The sequence below is a fragment of the Kosakonia sp. SOY2 genome (assembly GCF_027109175.1).
In the GTDB taxonomy this organism is placed as follows: Bacteria; Pseudomonadota; Gammaproteobacteria; order Enterobacterales; family Enterobacteriaceae; genus Kosakonia.
In genome coordinates this window covers 158394-174247 of record NZ_JAPVXH010000002.1, presented here as the reverse complement: position 1 = coordinate 174247, position 15854 = coordinate 158394, and the positions used below count along the sequence as shown (strand labels likewise).

Below are 15854 nucleotides of genomic sequence, written 5' to 3'. Positions count from 1 at the left end.
GTGCGCAGTTTGACCTGGAAGATTCCGATTGATGCCAGCAGCCGGGTGTCGTCAGACTGTTGCCACTGTTTATCACTCACGTTTAATGAAAATAATGACTGCCTGATGCCAAAATTACGCCTGATTGGATTAACCCTTTTTGCACTTAGCGTGTCTGTTGGTACCCACGCCGAAGAAAAACGTTATGTTTCCGATGAACTGAATACCTGGGTACGTAGCGGCCCGGGCGATAATTATCGCCTTGTCGGCACGGTAAATGCCGGCGAGGAAGTCACGCTGTTGCAGGAAAACAGTGATTACGGCCAGGTGCGCGATAGCACCGGGCGTACCGCGTGGATCCCACTGAAAGAGCTGAACAGCCAGCCAAGTCTGCGCACCCGCGTGCCAGAGCTGGAAAACCAGGTGAAAACGCTGACCGATAAACTGAGCAATATCGATAATACCTGGAACCAGAAAACCGCTGAGATGCAGCAGAAAGTCGCCCAGAGCGATGGCGTGATTAGCGGTCTGAAAGATGAAAATCAAAAGCTCAAAAATGAGTTAATCGTGGCGCAGAAGAAGGTGAATGCCGCGAACCTGCAACTCGATGACAAACAGCGCACCATCATTATGCAGTGGTTTATGTATGGCGGCGGCGTGCTGGGCGCGGGCCTGATCCTCGGCCTGTTGTTACCGCATATGATCCCCACCCGTAAACGCAAAGATCGCTGGATGAACTAAGCAGATTCGCCATCTTCTCTACACTTACGTATTATCTGTCGGCAAATGTGTAGAGGAGAGTGGCGGCGTGAAGAGTTATCTGGTCGGTGGTGCAGTTCGTGATACGTTGTTGGGCCTGCCGGTCAAAGACAAAGATTGGGTTGTTGTCGGCACGACGCCGCAAGAGATGCTCGACGCGGGCTACCAGCAGGTAGGCCGCGACTTTCCTGTATTCCTCCACCCGCAAAGCCACGAAGAGTATGCGCTGGCGCGTACCGAGCGCAAATCTGGATCCGGCTATACCGGTTTCACCTGTCATGCCGCGCCAGATGTGACGCTGGAGCAGGATCTGCTGCGCCGTGATTTAACCGTGAACGCGCTGGCGCAAGATAGCCAGGGCGAGATTATCGATCCCTATGGCGGCCAGCAGGATCTGCGTAACCGCATTCTGCGCCACGTCTCCCCCGCTTTTGGTGAAGATCCGCTGCGCGTGTTACGCGTCGCGCGCTTTGCCGCCCGTTACGCGCACCTTAGCTTCCGTATCGCCGATGAAACGCTGGCTCTGATGCGCGCGATGACCGATGCGGGTGAACTTGAACACCTGACACCCGAACGGGTGTGGAAAGAGACCGAGAGCGCGCTGCAAACCCGCAATCCGCAGGTTTATTTCCAGGTGCTACGCGATTGCGGTGCGCTGAAAGTGCTGTTCCCGGAGATCGACGCGCTGTTTGGCGTACCGGCACCGGCGAAATGGCATCCGGAGATCGATACAGGTGTGCACACGTTAATGACGCTCTCGATGGCGGCGATGCTCAGCCCGCAGGTGGATGTGCGTTTCGCCACGTTGTGCCACGATTTAGGCAAAGCGCTGACGCCAAAAGCGCTCTGGCCGCGCCATCATGGGCACGGCCCGGCGGGCGTTAAACTGGTCGAGGGGTTGTGCCAGCGGCTGCGCGTACCCAACGAGATCCGCGATTTAGCCAAACTGGTGGCGGAGTTTCACGACCTGATCCATACCTTCCCCATTTTGCAGCCGAAAACCATCGTCAAATTGTTCGATTCCATCGACGCATGGCGTAAACCGCAGCGTGTCGAGCAAATCGCACTGACCAGCGAAGCGGACGTGCGTGGGCGCACCGGTTTTGAAGCCTGCGACTATTCGCAGGGGCGTTTACTGCGTGAAGCCTGGGAAGTGGCGCGCGCCGTGCCAACGAAAGCAGTCATAGAGGCAGGGTTTACGGGAGCAGAAGTGCGGGAAGAGCTGACGCGTCGACGGATTGCAGCGCTGGCGGTCTGGAAGGAACATCGCTGCCCTCAGCCGAAAGACTGAGGGCGCAAGCCTTAGAAGAAGACCAGATAAACCGCTGCTGCGACCACAAAACGGTAAATCGCAAACGGAATAAAGGAGATGTGTTTAATCAGCTCCAGGAAGGTTTTGATAGCGATCAGCGCAACGATAAATGCGGTGATAAAGCCCACGGCGAACATCGGGATATCACCCACGGTGAGAAAGCCCATGCTCTTGTAGAGATCCAGTACCGTCGCGCCCATCATCATCGGCACCGCCAGCAGGAAAGAGAACTCGGACGCCGCATAGCGGCTAACGCCCATCAACATGCCGCCGGAGATCGTCGCCCCGGAGCGGGAAAAACCCGGCCACAGCGCCAGACACTGGAAACAACCAATCATAAACGCCTGGCGATAGGTCATATCATCCACGCCCTGCGCGCGCGGGACTTTCGGCTTCAGCACTTCGGCGGCAATCAGCAAGAAACCTCCGACTACCAGCGCATAGGTCACATTGAGCGGGTTAAATAGCGATTTGATGGTATCGTGGAATACCAGCCCCAGCACCACCGCCGGGATCATGCCTAACAGGATATGAATCAGCGTCAGGCGGCCGGTGCCAGTCCCTTCATGCGGCTGCCTGCCGAAATGAATGCCAATCAGGCCAAACAAACGTCGCCAGAACATCACCACCACCGCGAGGATCGAACCTAACTGGATCACCACCTCGAACGTTTTTGCCGTATCACCTTCAAAGCCTAATAAATGCCCCACGATGATCATGTGACCGGTACTGGATACGGGCAGAAATTCTGTGAGACCTTCAACGACACCCAGAATGGCTGCTACCAGCAATGAATGCATATCGCCCATCAAATAAACCCCTAAAAAGATATAAAAAACGGCTTATCCCGTGGAGAAGCCGCGAAAGACCGAGATCTATGACCTGAATACTAGCGCTTGGTTTAACTATTATGAATTTAAATACTTTCTTTCAGATTTAGGCCACGTTCGATAACCACACCCACATTCAGCGCGCGCGCAACCGCGCCTGGTTTACTCAATTTGATACGTACCCAGGGCGAATTAAAACGAGCCAGCAGCAGCTCAGCGACTTCCTCCGCAACGCGTTCAACCAGTGCAAAACGCCCGCCTTCGACGTGGCCGATAATCACATCAGCGATATCCGCGTAGCTCAGACAATCATTCACATCGTCGCTTTTCGCCGCCACGCGGTTATCCCAGGCCATTTCGATATCGAACACCAGCTTCTGCTCAATGGTCTGTTCCCAGTCGTAAACACCAATGGTGGTGATAACCGAAAGTTGCTCTATAAATACAATGTCCATTTCACCTCGCCTGCTATTTGCCCCGTCATTGCCGCCGCCAGGCCGCATCTTTATTGGCTGCCTGTCAGATTTTGCGCAAAACCTGGATACCACTTTCCATCATTTATGCGTATTATCCATGGATGCAGAGAATAAAACGACATTTTCACAACGGAACAGCGTTATGAGTGCAATCGCGCCTGGGATGATTCTCCTTGCATACCTTTGTGGCTCTATTTCCAGCGCCATTCTGGTCTGCCGCATCGCCGGTCTGCCCGATCCGCGCGAGAGTGGCTCCGGTAATCCCGGAGCGACCAACGTATTACGCATTGGCGGCAAAGGTGCCGCGCTAACGGTACTGATTTTTGATGTCTTAAAAGGCATGCTGCCGGTGTGGGGCGCGTATGCCCTTGGCGTAACACCGTTCTGGCTCGGCCTTATCGCGATTGCCGCCTGTCTGGGTCATATCTGGCCGGTTTTCTTTAAGTTTCAAGGCGGTAAAGGCGTGGCGACGGCATTTGGCGCTATCGCACCTATCGGCTGGGATTTAACGGGCGTGATGGCGGGAACCTGGCTGTTAACGGTGCTGCTGAGCGGCTATTCATCGTTGGGGGCGATTGTCAGCGCGTTGATCGCGCCATTTTACGTCTGGTGGTTCAAACCGCAGTTCACTTTCCCGGTCGCGATGCTGTCCTGCCTGATCCTGCTACGCCATCACGACAATATTCAGCGGCTGTGGCGACATCAGGAAGGCAAAATCTGGTCGAAGCTGAAGAAGAAAAAAGAAGAGAAAGGAAAAGCGTCATAATATCGCCCGGCGCACAGTGTGCTACCGGGCCATCACGGTTTACGCCGCAGGCAACTCCGCCAGTGGCCAGCGTGGACGCACAGTCACACCCAGCCCTGCATCATTACCCGCTTTCAGACGCACCATTCCCGCATAGGCGATCATCGCGCCGTTATCGGTGCAAAACTCCGGGCGTGCATAGAACACTTCGCCATGACGCTTGTGCATCATTTCCGCCAGTTTCGCGCGCAGCGTACGGTTGGCGCTCACGCCACCGGCCATAACCAGACGCGTAAAACCGGTTTGATCCAGCGAACGCTTGCATTTGATCATCAGCGTATCGACTACGGCGTCTTCAAACGCACGCGCAATATCGGCGCGGGTTTGATCGTCAGAACCGTTGTTACGAATGGTGTTCGCCGCGAAAGTTTTCAGACCGGAGAAGCTAAAATCCAGCCCCGGACGATCGGTCATCGGACGCGGGAAAACAAAACGGCCTTCCGTGCCCTGAGCCGCCAGTTTTGAGAGCATCGGCCCGCCCGGGTAATCAAGCCCCAGCAGCTTAGCCGTTTTATCAAAAGCTTCCCCGGCGGCATCATCAATCGACTCACCAAGCAGCTCATAATGTCCGATGCCGGTTACGCTGATAAGCTGCGTATGCCCACCGGAAACCAGCAGCGCAACGAATGGAAACGCCGGTGGATTCTCTTCCAGCATTGGCGCCAGCAAGTGCCCTTCCATATGGTGAACCGGGATGGCGGGAACGTCCCAGGCGAAAGCGAGCGAACGGCCAACCGTCGCGCCAACCAGCAGCGCACCGACAAGACCAGGCCCTGCGGTGTAAGCCACTGCATCGATATCTTTCGCAGTTAATCCGGACTCTTTCAACGCGGCCTGAATCAGCGGTACGGTTTTACGCACGTGATCGCGCGAAGCCAGCTCTGGCACAACACCGCCGTAATCGGCATGAAGTTTTACCTGACTATACAGTTGGTTGGCTAACAGCCCTTGTTGATCGTCATAGATTGCGATGCCGGTTTCATCGCAGGATGTTTCAATGCCCAGTATGCGCATGACTCTGTTTACCTCTTTGCAATAGCGCGCAGTGTAGGGCGAATGCGGGTCGAAGTAAAACTTTGCTCACTCCTGCAGCGGAGTTCGTGTATACTCCTCACCCTTACAAAAGTCCCCTTTCAAAAAGGGCGGCGGTGCTTTACAAAGCAGCAGCACTTGCAGTAAAATTCCGCACCATTTTGAAATAAGCTGGCGTGAACGCCAGCGGCAAACCGAATTAATCAAAGGTGAGAGGCACATGCCGGTAATTAAAGTACGTGAAAACGAGCCGTTCGACGTAGCTCTGCGTCGCTTCAAACGTTCCTGCGAGAAAGCAGGTGTTCTGGCGGAAGTTCGTCGTCGTGAGTTCTATGAAAAACCGACTACCGAACGTAAACGCGCTAAAGCATCCGCAGTGAAACGTCACGCGAAGAAACTGGCTCGCGAAAACGCACGCCGTACTCGTCTGTACTAATCTGTCAGGGCAAGCGCCCTTTCGTTTAGACCGAGTTGTAGTTGTAAGGCCGTGCTTCCGAAAGGAATGCGCGGCTTATTTTCGTTTATAACCTGATATAACCTGCGGATTTCGGTCGCATTATGTTGGCCCGGAAAACAACGGCTATAAAAGATCAAAACGGGGCTTATGGCTGGACGAATTCCACGTGTCTTTATTAATGACCTGCTGGCGCGCACCGACATCGTCGATCTCATCGACGCGCGTGTAAAGCTGAAAAAGCAGGGCAAGAACTATCACGCGTGTTGTCCTTTCCATAACGAAAAAACGCCCTCTTTCACCGTGAACGGTGAAAAACAGTTTTACCACTGCTTTGGCTGCGGCGCGCATGGCAACGCCCTCGACTTCCTGATGAACTACGACAAGCTCGAGTTTGTCGAAAGCGTCGAAGAACTGGCGGCAATGCACAACCTTGAAGTGCCATTTGAAGCAGGCAGTGGACCCAGCCTGATAGAGCGCCATCAACGGCAAACGCTCTATCAATTAATGGATGGGCTAAACGCGTTTTATCAGCAATCGTTGACACAACCTGCCGCAGAGCCTGCACGCCAGTATCTGTCCAGACGCGGTTTGAGCAGCGAAATCATTGAGCGGTTCGCCATTGGTTACGCGCCACCCGGCTGGGACAACGTATTAAAGCGTTTTGGCGGCAACAGCGAAAACCGTAAATCATTGATTGATGCGGGCATGCTGGTCACAAACGATCAGGGACGCAGTTACGATCGTTTCCGCGAACGGGTCATGTTTCCCATTCGTGACAAACGTGGCCGGGTGATTGGTTTTGGTGGGCGCGTTCTGGGTAACGATACGCCTAAGTACCTGAACTCCCCGGAAACAGATATTTTCCATAAGGGCCGTCAGCTGTATGGCCTTTATGAAGCGCAGCAGGACAATGACGAGCCTCAGCGACTGCTAGTCGTCGAAGGCTATATGGACGTGGTGGCGCTGGCGCAATACGGCATCAACTATGCGGTGGCGTCGCTTGGAACGTCAACAACGGCGGATCATATTCAGTTACTTTTTCGCGTAACTAAAAATGTTATCTGTTGTTACGACGGTGACCGTGCTGGCCGTGATGCCGCATGGCGAGCGCTGGAAACCGCGCTGCCTTATATGAGCGATGGCCGTCAGCTGCGTTTTATGTTTTTACCGGATGGCGAAGATCCGGACACGCTGGTGCGTAAAGAGGGCAAAGAGGCGTTCGAAGCGCGGATGGAGCAGGCTCTGCCGCTCTCCACGTTTCTGTTCAACAGCCTGTTGCCGCAGGCGGATTTAACCACACCGGATGGTACAACGCAGCTTGCCGCATTAGCGCTGCCGTTAATCAACCAGGTGCCGGGCGAAACGCTACGCATCCAGCTGCGCCAGCTGTTGGGGAATAAAATTGGCATATTCGACGATGCGCAACTTGATCGATTAATGCCAAAACAGGTGGAAAGCGCAACGCCGCGCCCCGCTCCGCAGCTAAAACGCACAACCATGCGTATACTGATAGGGTTATTGATCCAGAACCCGGAACTGGCTCCGAAGGTGCCGCCGTTAGAGGGTTTGGATCACTCAAGGCTTGCCGGGCTTGGCTTATTTACAGAACTGGTCAACACTTGTTTGTCACAGCCAGGCCTGACTACTGGCCAGTTGCTTGAGCACTATCGCGGCACAAAAGAGGCCGCAACCCTTGAAAAACTGTCGATGTGGGACGATATAGCAGATAAAGACATCGCTGAAAAAACGTTCACCGACGCGCTCAATCATATGTTTGATTCGATGCTTGAACGGCGGCAAGAAGAGTTAATAGCTCGTGACCGCACACATGGTTTAAGCAGCGAAGAACGCCGGGAACTCTGGCAATTGAACCAGGAACTGGCAAAAAAGTGAATTCAACGGCTTAAGTGCCGATAACCGATCGGGAAGATCCCGACAGCCGCGATGAGGGCCAGCGGCAAAAATATAAATACACCCTCGCGTTAAATGTTGGCGGTTTATTTCGCCGACCGACACCAACCCTCATGAATTAAGTGTGGATACCGTCTTATGGAGCAAAACCCGCAGTCACAGCTGAAGCTTCTTGTCACCCGTGGTAAGGAGCAAGGCTATCTGACCTATGCCGAGGTCAATGACCATCTGCCGGAAGATATCGTCGACTCCGATCAGATCGAAGACATCATCCAAATGATCAACGACATGGGCATCCAGGTGATGGAAGAAGCACCGGACGCCGATGATCTGTTGCTGGCCGAAAACTCCAACAACACTGACGAAGATGCGGAAGAAGCCGCCGCACAAGTGCTTTCCAGCGTTGAATCTGAAATCGGGCGAACCACTGACCCGGTGCGCATGTACATGCGCGAAATGGGCACCGTTGAGCTGCTGACCCGCGAAGGCGAAATCGACATCGCTAAACGCATCGAAGACGGCATCAACCAGGTTCAGTGCTCCGTTGCCGAATACCCGGAAGCGATCACCTATCTGCTGGAGCAGTATGATCGCGTTGAAGCTGAACAGGCTCGCCTCTCAGATTTGATCACCGGCTTTGTCGATCCAAACGCTGAAGAAGACATGGCGCCAACCGCGACCCACGTCGGTTCTGAACTCTCCAGCGAAGAGATGGATGATGATGAAGACGAAGAAGATGAAGAAGACGACGACAGCGATGATGACAACAGCATCGATCCTGAACTGGCGCGTGAAAAATTCGCTGAGCTACGTACCCAGTACGAACTGACTCGCGACACTATCAAAGCCAAAGGACGCAGCCACGTTGCCGCGCAGGAAGAGATCCTGAAGCTGTCTGAAGTGTTCAAACAGTTCCGTCTGGTGCCAAAACAGTTCGATTACCTGGTCAACAGCATGCGAGTCATGATGGATCGCGTACGTACCCAGGAACGCATCATCATGAAACTGTGTGTTGAACAGTGCAAAATGCCGAAGAAAAACTTCATTACGCTGTTCACCGGCAACGAAACCAACGAAACCTGGTTTAACGCTGCGCTGGCCATGAACAAACCGTGGTCGGAAAAACTGCATGAAGTGGCAGAAGAAGTTCAACGCAGCCTGATGAAACTGCAACAGATTGAAGAAGAAACCGGCCTGACCATTGAGCAAGTAAAAGACATCAACCGTCGTATGTCTATCGGCGAAGCGAAAGCGCGTCGTGCGAAGAAAGAGATGGTGGAAGCGAACTTGCGTCTGGTTATTTCTATCGCCAAGAAATACACCAACCGCGGTCTGCAGTTCCTCGATCTGATTCAGGAAGGCAACATCGGTCTGATGAAAGCGGTTGATAAGTTCGAATACCGCCGTGGTTACAAATTCTCCACCTATGCAACCTGGTGGATCCGTCAGGCGATCACCCGTTCCATCGCGGATCAGGCGCGCACCATTCGTATTCCGGTGCATATGATTGAGACTATCAACAAGCTCAACCGTATCTCCCGCCAGATGTTGCAGGAAATGGGCCGTGAACCCACGCCGGAAGAGCTGGCTGAGCGTATGCTGATGCCGGAAGATAAGATCCGTAAGGTGCTGAAAATCGCGAAAGAGCCTATCTCCATGGAAACACCAATCGGTGATGATGAAGATTCGCATCTGGGTGATTTCATCGAGGATACCACCCTCGAGCTGCCGCTGGACTCTGCAACCACTGAAAGTCTGCGCGCCGCAACGCACGACGTTCTGGCTGGCTTGACCGCCCGTGAAGCGAAAGTTCTGCGTATGCGTTTCGGTATCGATATGAACACCGACCACACGCTGGAAGAAGTGGGTAAACAGTTTGACGTGACCCGCGAACGTATCCGTCAGATCGAAGCGAAAGCGCTGCGTAAACTGCGCCATCCGAGCCGTTCTGAAGTGCTGCGTAGCTTCCTCGACGATTAATTCGTCAGGCGATAAAAAAGCTCCCGCACGGGAGCTTTTTTTTACCCACTAGTTGCCGTTACAGGCCGCGCATCACCAGTGCCTCGTCCAGTTCACGATACGCTTCCACCAGCTTATCCAGCGTTGCACGATTAAGCCCACTGGGATTTGGCAGCACCCAGACCTGCGTCACGCCGATCGTCATATTTTGCTTACCCCAGTTCGCACCGCGTACACTAAACGCCTGCTCAAAGGCTTGCTTTCCTAACACCGCCAGCGCAGCGGGCTGATAATCCTCAATTTTCTTGACCAGTTCCCTGCCGCCGTTCCGCAGCTCATGCAACCCGACTTCCGTGGCCTGCACTGTTGGGCGCTCAACCAGCATAGTGATGCCACAGCGGGTATCCAGCAGATGCCGCTCATCTTCGGGGCGCAGTTGCTGGTCGGTAAAACCGGCCTGATGGATAACTTTCCAGAAACGATTCCCCGGATGGGCAAAATGGAAACCGGTATGAGCAGATGATTTACCCGGATTGATGCCACAAAACACCACCCGCAGTCCCGGCGCCAGAATATCGTGGATCATGCTTAACTCCCGTACAAAAGCGATAAACTCCAGTATAAGAGATTGAAAATGCGTTGTTTATAAAAACATCAGCCAGGTGATTCCTGCTGGATTGCAGGGGTAAGTTACTTTATAATTCCCCGCCACGGCCCCTTAGCTCAGTGGTTAGAGCAGGCGACTCATAATCGCTTGGTCGTTGGTTCAAACCCAACAGGGGCCACCAAATTTTATCTTTAAAATCATATAATTAAGCCACTTCGATTGAAGTGGCTTTTTTGTTTCTGGATCCTGGCGAGTCGCCAAAATGGCGGCTGATGTTAAATAAATACCAAAAACTTCCGCCAAAAAAGACTGGGGTAATCATGCCGATGGGTTCTCTCATCCGGCTATATATCTAGGGCAGGAGGTTACAGTCAGTTTCTCGCAGAACATTACCTCTGGTAAAAAAGTGGCTGCACTTTATCCTGTCAGCAAACGTATAATTCGTGTTCATCATGAATCATACACGGCAAACAACGGGGATAATTATGAAGTTGTGGAATAAACGCACTCTTTTCACTTTAGCCGTGTTGTCGTTAGCCAGAATTGCGCAGGCAAACAGCATTCAGTGCCCGCAATTCCCCTCACTGACGATGAGGCAACATGCCCTGACGGATGCCAGCTTGTTTGTCGGGCCGCCAAAAGAACAGGTCGAACTCATGCCGGATACTGATAAAGACACTGCCTGGACCCTGGCAGATTATCAGGACGAAGCAAGGCAGCATAAAACATCGCTCTACGTTGTTTGCCGGTATAAAAATACGCAGCAAACTGTCGAATTGGTGGTTCCGGCAACGGCGCAGAAATGCTCGGCCTCATATGACCAGCACAATAATCTGATCGCCCATTGCCAATAATCCCGCCACAGTAAGCGAGGAATGAAATAGTGGCGTTCGAAATGAGCTAAGCGCTGATTTCTTTGAATAATTGCCCCCACACGCCACAGCATATCGACCTGACTCGAGGCCCCGAATAACCTAATCAACAAGTTTCTCATCTCTTCGCCGAGCAGCTTCTGCACTTAAAAAAGTTAATTCTTCAGCCGCGTCTGTACCGGCGGAAATGCGCGGAATTTACCGTACCGATGCAAAAAGAAAAGCGAAGTAAAAAGCCTGTCAAATTATCAACCTGCCGATTTGATATTTACTCACCCACCTCCTAATCTTCCTTCATCAGACCAATGAGCAATGCATTGGGTCATGCTACCGCAGAGGCGAAAACCGCTGCACAGAGTGGGAGAATTTGCCGTGAGTTTCCAGCCCAGATATGCCAGCAGTGAATCTCCTGATCCGGTCGAAGCCGTTGCCCAGTTTGCCGCCCAAATCGGTCATGACGATGTTGAAACCATCCTTTTCTTTTGCTCTCCGGATTACGATCTGGAGGTGTTAGGCCGCGAATTAAAAAACACCTTCTCCTGCCCCTGCATCGGTTGTACCTCTTCCGGTCATATTGGCACTGAAGGCTTTCAGCATTCTGGGCTGCTGGGTCTCGGGCTGAGCGATGGTTTTCACGCCCGCGCGTTTATCATTCATCCTCTGCTTGAATACACCTCGGTCATTACGGATATCGCAGAAACCATTCGCCGCGATAGCGAAGAGAGACCAAACCTGCATCGTTTTGGTCTGCTGCTGGTGGATGGCCTGTCGATGGCCGAAGAGCGGCTGGTGGCAAACCTTTATCAACAGATTGGTAATGTGCCCCTCATTGGCGGCTCTGCCGGTGACGATCTGCGTTTCGAAAAAAGCTTTATATATGATGGCGATGGTCATTTTATCTCTGACGCTGCCGTTTTCGCGGTTATCGAAACCAGTTCACCGGTCGCCACGTTTAAGATCCAGCATTTTGTACCCAGCGATGTCGAGCTGGTTATCACCGAGGCGGACGCGGAAAAACGGCTCATTATGGAGATCAACGGTGAACCCGCCGCGCAGATCTATGCCGAATCCCTTGGTCTTACCGTCGATGAATTGACACCAACTGTCTTTTCCCGCAACCCGCTGGTGCTCTCTTTCGGCGATGAGCCTTACGTCCGTTCCATTCAGAAAATGAACGACGATCTCTCGCTTACCTGTTATTGCGCTATCGAAGAGGGGTTGATCGTCTCGATCGGCAAAGCGGAAGATCCGATCCAGACGTTTAGCCAGGCGTTTGAAAAAGTGCACGAGACGATCCCAAACCCTGCCGTCATCATCGGCTGCGATTGTATCCTGCGCCGTCTCCAGTTCGAAAAAGAGGGGCTGGAACAGCAGATCGGCGAAATCATGGTGCAGAACCGGGTGGTGGGGTTTTCAACCTACGGTGAGCAGTACAACGGGTTGCATGTCAACCAGACATTTACCGGTGTCGCCATTGGAGGGTAAATATCATGTCGCTCTTTTCCGAAGCCTCTACCCTGCCTCTTTCCCCTGCTGACTACGAGCGCAAACTCGCAGCCAGGGATAAAACCATTGATGTGCTGAAACGCCGCATCGCCCAGGAAGCCCGGCACAGTCACGCCACACCATTTGCCATTCTCGAACAAAATGTCGGGCTGGAGAAAGTGGTCGCGCGTAAGACAATGGAACTGGAAAACGAACGGCATGAGCTGGAAAAGGCGCTGGCCGAGCTGCGTCTGGCGCAGACCCAGCTACTTCAGGCGCAAAAAATGGAGTCTATCGGTCAGCTCGCCGCCGGTATCGCCCACGAAATCAACACCCCGACGCAGTATGTTGCCGATAATGTCGGCTTCATCAAAGGTGCCACGGACTCGCTGCTAAAACTGCTGAATGCCGCCCTCGCGCTCGCGGACGTTGCGCGCAAAAAAATGGCCGATGATCCGGTGATGGCAGAGTTCGATACGACGCTCAAACGCACAAAAATTGATTTTCTGCGTCGACAAATTCCAGGCGCGCTGGACGAGTCTCTGGAGGGGCTTGAGCATATTGCGCGGATTGTCGCCGCGATGAAGGAGTTTTCCCACCCTTCGAAGAATGTGAAAGAGCGGATAGATGTGCGCGATGTGATTAATACCACGGTCACTGTGGCCCGCAACGAGTGGAAATATGTGGCGGAGCTCGAAACTAACATCGCCGACAACTTACCGCAGCTCCCCTGCCTGCGTGACATGGTCGGCCAGGCCATTCTCAACCTGGTGGTCAATGCCGCCCACGCCATTGCGGATACCCTGCAGGAAGGAGTGAAAGAGAAAGGCCGCATCGTTATTTCAGCATTACAGAACGGCGACTATCTAGAAATCCACGTCCAGGATGATGGCAGTGGCATACCCGCAGCGATCCGCGACCGCATTTTCGATCCGTTCTTCACCACTAAAGCGGTGGGTAAAGGGACTGGACAAGGCTTAGCGATTGTCTACTCCACCGTGGTGGACAAACATAATGGGAAGATTCGCTGCGAGTCAGAAGAAGGCGTGGGTTCCACGTTTATCCTGCAATTTCCGCTCCATTGCCGCAACGAGGATGAGCCTGCATGCAAGTGATGTTCGTTGATGACGAAAGCCGGGTGCTTTCAGGCATTGAGCGCGCCATCATGTTGCAAGATATCGACTGGGAGTGCCGCTTCGCCAACAGCGGCCCTGAAGCGCTGACCATGCTGGAAGAAACACCGGCGGATGTCGTGGTCTCTGATATGCGTATGCCCTTTATGGATGGCGCAGAGTTACTGGCGCAGGTGCGCAACCGCTGGCCGGGTACGATACGTATCATTTTATCCGGCTACTCAGAACCCGGCGCCACCCAGCGTATGCTGGAAGTTGCACATCGATTTGTCTCGAAACCCTGCGACAGCGCGACGTTAATAGCGATAATTGAAAGCGCGCTTTCTCTGCGCACCATGTTCAACGATCCGGCGGTGCTCGATATGGTCGGTCGAATCAATCAGTTGCCCGCCGCACCGAAGGTGTTCACTGACGTTCAACATCTTCTCAATAACCCAGAGAGCGATACCCGGCAGATTGCCGAATTGCTGGGCAGCGACCCGGCGCTGAGCGCCAAAATCATGCAGCTTGCGAATTCCGCCTGGTTCAACAGAGGTTCGCCAATCCACGATATCGGTAGCGCTATTACACTTCTCGGCATGGATCAGGTGAAATTGCTGGTGCTGGCGTCACACTGTTTTACCGATGCGAAAAGGGATCCTTTGGTCAGCGAGTTACGCCGGGTCTCTCTTCTTGCCTCTTCACTCGCCGCCCGGATGACGGGCCATCAGGGGCTGGAATCCACCGCCGCGCTACTCGCGAATATTGGGAAGCTGATCCCCGAAATGAGCGAGATCGGTAGCGAAACAACCACATGTAATGCTATTCCCATGCATTCAGCAGTCGGCGCTTACCTGCTGGCGGTATGGGGATTACCGCTGGAGATCGTCGAAATAGTGGCGGAGCAGGCCCAGCCCTCACGTTTCGCACATGATGCATTCGGAGCGTCTGGTGTGGTGCATGTCGCTGTGGCGTTGGCCAACAACAGCCCCCCCGATCGCGATTATCTTGAAAAAGCAGGCGTGCTTGACCAGCTCCCCTTATGGCAACAGATGCTCGCTAACCTACAGGACACACTTCATGACTGATACCGCCTTGCCCAGGGTGCTGTGCGTAGATGATGAACCTAACGTGCTCGCCGCGATGGAACGAAACCTGTTTGGCGAATTTGATGTGGTGGTGGCCCCAGGCGGCGAAGCCGCTCTGGACGCTGTTCGTTGGGGAGAGCGCTTTGCGGTAATCATGTCCGACATGCGCATGCCCGGCATGGATGGCGCCACCTTTCTGGCGAAAGCGCGGGAACTCTCGCCCGATAGCGTGCGGATCCTGCTTACCGGGCAGGCCGATGTGGAGTCCTCTATCGCCGCCATCAATAAAGGCGCCATTTTCCGCTATCTCTGCAAACCGTGTCCGAAGGAAGAACTGGTCGCAGCGCTTAATGACGCTGTGCGCCAGTATCGTCTCGTCTGCGCAGAAAAAGAGCTGCTGGCAACCACCCTCACCGCCTCGGTCAAAACGCTGACGGAAGTGCTTGCCATGGTCGCACCGTGGGCGTTTCAGCGGGCGGCGTTCGCCCAATCTTGTGTTCGCCACGCACTGCCGAAGCTGGAGTGGCCAGATGAGTGGATTTACACGATTGCCGCGTCATTAAGCCAAATTGGCTGTGTTGGTATTCCCGCCGATATCGTTCAGGCTGATGCCGCTCAGCGCAAACTCTCCGAGGAGGAGAAAAAACTGCTGCTGGGGCATCCCGACGTCGCGGGAAAGCTGGTGGAAAATATTCCCCGTCTTGAACTGGTCGCCGGGATCATTCGCCACCAGGCAAAAGAGCCGGCGCCGAATGTGCCGCTTGAGGTTTTACGCGGTGCCCATCTGCTGCGCGCAGCCCTTGAGCTGGAGCGACATGCGGCGCGGGGATGGAGCCTGGAGCGGCCATGGGAAATTTTACGGGCGGCGCACCCACCGTTACCTGAATACATCATTAAATCCCTGTCAGATTTCCGCTCCAATGTGACCGGCGTGCGCTCTGCGCGTATACGCGAGCTGATGCCGGGTTGGGTGGTAGACGAAGATATCCGCACCACCAATGGCTTAATGGTGCTGACCAAAGGGCACGAATTGACCGACACGGCGATCTCGGCATTACAACGCTTGCTCGCGGCTAATGCCATTGAGGAACCCATCCGGGTTCGCGGGCTGCCAGACAGCACCGCATCGGCATGATCGGTACGCGATTGGGAGAGGAATCGCGTCGTTAT

Annotated in this window: 15 protein-coding genes and 1 tRNA gene; 12 read left to right on the top strand and 4 right to left on the bottom strand. The window is 53.8% G+C overall.

Annotation, left to right across the window (positions count from 1 at the left end; all coding sequences use genetic code 11):
* Positions 1 to 105: 105 nt before the first annotated feature.
* A complete protein-coding gene (locus O3S68_RS13730; protein ID WP_020455302.1) occupies positions 106 to 720 on the top strand; it encodes a TIGR04211 family SH3 domain-containing protein in 615 nt (204 codons plus the stop codon).
* A gap of 67 nt (positions 721 to 787) precedes the next feature.
* Positions 788 to 2029 carry a multifunctional CCA addition/repair protein gene (locus tag O3S68_RS13725; protein ID WP_269231736.1) on the top strand — a complete coding sequence of 414 codons (1242 nt, stop codon included), beginning with the start codon at positions 788 to 790 and terminating at the stop codon, positions 2027 to 2029.
* A gap of 11 nt (positions 2030 to 2040) precedes the next feature.
* Here the strand turns inward: O3S68_RS13725 and bacA are convergent, their stop codons facing one another.
* Both bacA and folB read right to left on the bottom strand, forming a co-directional pair.
* On the bottom strand, positions 2041 to 2859 hold the full coding sequence (bacA, locus tag O3S68_RS13720) for an undecaprenyl-diphosphate phosphatase (protein ID WP_020455304.1): 819 nt from the start codon (positions 2857 to 2859) through the stop codon (positions 2041 to 2043).
* 107 nt (positions 2860 to 2966) lie between these two features.
* On the bottom strand, positions 2967 to 3335 hold the full coding sequence (gene folB / locus O3S68_RS13715) for a bifunctional dihydroneopterin aldolase/7,8-dihydroneopterin epimerase (protein WP_020455305.1): 369 nt from the start codon (positions 3333 to 3335) through the stop codon (positions 2967 to 2969).
* A gap of 163 nt (positions 3336 to 3498) precedes the next feature.
* Here folB and plsY point away from each other — a divergent pair, with 163 nt between their 5' ends.
* Complete coding sequence (plsY, locus tag O3S68_RS13710) at positions 3499 to 4122, top strand: glycerol-3-phosphate 1-O-acyltransferase PlsY (RefSeq protein WP_020455306.1); 624 nt, start codon at positions 3499 to 3501, stop codon at positions 4120 to 4122.
* A 39-nt stretch (positions 4123 to 4161) separates the two neighbouring features.
* Here the strand turns inward: plsY and tsaD are convergent, their stop codons facing one another.
* Entirely contained in the window at positions 4162 to 5175 is a 1014-nt protein-coding gene (gene tsaD, locus O3S68_RS13705; RefSeq protein WP_269231735.1) for a tRNA (adenosine(37)-N6)-threonylcarbamoyltransferase complex transferase subunit TsaD, read from the bottom strand.
* A 238-nt stretch (positions 5176 to 5413) separates the two neighbouring features.
* On the opposite strand from tsaD, the gene rpsU reads away from it, so the two are divergent.
* The 3 genes from rpsU (at position 5414) to rpoD (ending at position 9541) form a co-directional block, all read left to right on the top strand.
* On the top strand, positions 5414 to 5629 hold the full coding sequence (gene rpsU, locus O3S68_RS13700) for a 30S ribosomal protein S21 (RefSeq protein WP_001144069.1): 216 nt from the start codon (positions 5414 to 5416) through the stop codon (positions 5627 to 5629).
* Between the two features lie 168 nt (positions 5630 to 5797).
* The gene (gene dnaG / locus O3S68_RS13695) at positions 5798 to 7543 is read left to right on the top strand and encodes a DNA primase (protein WP_020455308.1); all 1746 of its coding nucleotides are present in this window, start codon (positions 5798 to 5800) and stop codon (positions 7541 to 7543) included.
* 156 nt (positions 7544 to 7699) lie between these two features.
* A complete protein-coding gene (gene rpoD, locus O3S68_RS13690; RefSeq protein WP_020455309.1) occupies positions 7700 to 9541 on the top strand; it encodes an RNA polymerase sigma factor RpoD in 1842 nt (613 codons plus the stop codon).
* A 58-nt stretch (positions 9542 to 9599) separates the two neighbouring features.
* Here the strand turns inward: rpoD and mug are convergent, their stop codons facing one another.
* Positions 9600 to 10106, bottom strand: a complete 507-nt coding sequence (gene mug, locus O3S68_RS13685; protein WP_097406046.1) for a G/U mismatch-specific DNA glycosylase — start codon at positions 10104 to 10106, stop codon at positions 9600 to 9602.
* 126 nt (positions 10107 to 10232) lie between these two features.
* Between mug and O3S68_RS13680 the strand changes: the two genes are divergently transcribed.
* The 6 genes from O3S68_RS13680 (at position 10233) to O3S68_RS13655 (ending at position 15819) form a co-directional block, all read left to right on the top strand.
* Positions 10233 to 10308, top strand: a tRNA-Ile gene (locus O3S68_RS13680).
* Between the two features lie 304 nt (positions 10309 to 10612).
* The gene (locus O3S68_RS13675) at positions 10613 to 10981 is read left to right on the top strand and encodes an STY0301 family protein (protein WP_097406009.1); all 369 of its coding nucleotides are present in this window, start codon (positions 10613 to 10615) and stop codon (positions 10979 to 10981) included.
* Between the two features lie 390 nt (positions 10982 to 11371).
* Positions 11372 to 12484, top strand: coding sequence for an FIST N-terminal domain-containing protein (locus tag O3S68_RS13670; RefSeq protein WP_020455355.1), 1113 nt, complete (start codon positions 11372 to 11374; stop codon positions 12482 to 12484).
* 5 nt (positions 12485 to 12489) lie between these two features.
* The gene (locus O3S68_RS13665; protein ID WP_269231734.1) at positions 12490 to 13599 is read left to right on the top strand and encodes a sensor histidine kinase; all 1110 of its coding nucleotides are present in this window, start codon (positions 12490 to 12492) and stop codon (positions 13597 to 13599) included.
* The gene (locus tag O3S68_RS13660; RefSeq protein ID WP_269231733.1) at positions 13590 to 14684 is read left to right on the top strand and encodes an HDOD domain-containing protein; all 1095 of its coding nucleotides are present in this window, start codon (positions 13590 to 13592) and stop codon (positions 14682 to 14684) included. The genes O3S68_RS13665 and O3S68_RS13660 overlap by 10 nt, the downstream gene beginning before the upstream one ends.
* The gene (locus tag O3S68_RS13655) at positions 14677 to 15819 is read left to right on the top strand and encodes a response regulator (protein ID WP_017457425.1); all 1143 of its coding nucleotides are present in this window, start codon (positions 14677 to 14679) and stop codon (positions 15817 to 15819) included. The genes O3S68_RS13660 and O3S68_RS13655 overlap by 8 nt, the downstream gene beginning before the upstream one ends.
* Positions 15820 to 15854: the final 35 nt, after the last annotated feature.

Excerpts from the sequence above, each read along its gene's own strand:
- dnaG (WP_020455308.1), top strand. The coding sequence starts at position 5,798 with ATGGCTGGACGAATTCCACGTGTCTTTATTAATGACCTGCTGGCGCGC.
- plsY (WP_020455306.1), top strand. The coding sequence starts at position 3,499 with ATGAGTGCAATCGCGCCTGGGATGATTCTCCTTGCATACCTTTGTGGC.
- mug (WP_097406046.1), bottom strand. The coding sequence starts at position 10,106 with ATGATCCACGATATTCTGGCGCCGGGACTGCGGGTGGTGTTTTGTGGC.
- tsaD (WP_269231735.1), bottom strand. The coding sequence starts at position 5,175 with ATGCGCATACTGGGCATTGAAACATCCTGCGATGAAACCGGCATCGCA.
- folB (WP_020455305.1), bottom strand. The coding sequence starts at position 3,335 with ATGGACATTGTATTTATAGAGCAACTTTCGGTTATCACCACCATTGGT.
- O3S68_RS13675 (WP_097406009.1), top strand. The coding sequence starts at position 10,613 with ATGAAGTTGTGGAATAAACGCACTCTTTTCACTTTAGCCGTGTTGTCG.
- bacA (WP_020455304.1), bottom strand. The coding sequence starts at position 2,859 with ATGGGCGATATGCATTCATTGCTGGTAGCAGCCATTCTGGGTGTCGTT.
- O3S68_RS13660 (WP_269231733.1), top strand. The coding sequence starts at position 13,590 with ATGCAAGTGATGTTCGTTGATGACGAAAGCCGGGTGCTTTCAGGCATT.
- O3S68_RS13665 (WP_269231734.1), top strand. The coding sequence starts at position 12,490 with ATGTCGCTCTTTTCCGAAGCCTCTACCCTGCCTCTTTCCCCTGCTGAC.
- O3S68_RS13655 (WP_017457425.1), top strand. The coding sequence starts at position 14,677 with ATGACTGATACCGCCTTGCCCAGGGTGCTGTGCGTAGATGATGAACCT.
- rpoD (WP_020455309.1), top strand. The coding sequence starts at position 7,700 with ATGGAGCAAAACCCGCAGTCACAGCTGAAGCTTCTTGTCACCCGTGGT.
- rpsU (WP_001144069.1), top strand. The coding sequence starts at position 5,414 with ATGCCGGTAATTAAAGTACGTGAAAACGAGCCGTTCGACGTAGCTCTG.
- O3S68_RS13730 (WP_020455302.1), top strand. The coding sequence starts at position 106 with ATGCCAAAATTACGCCTGATTGGATTAACCCTTTTTGCACTTAGCGTG.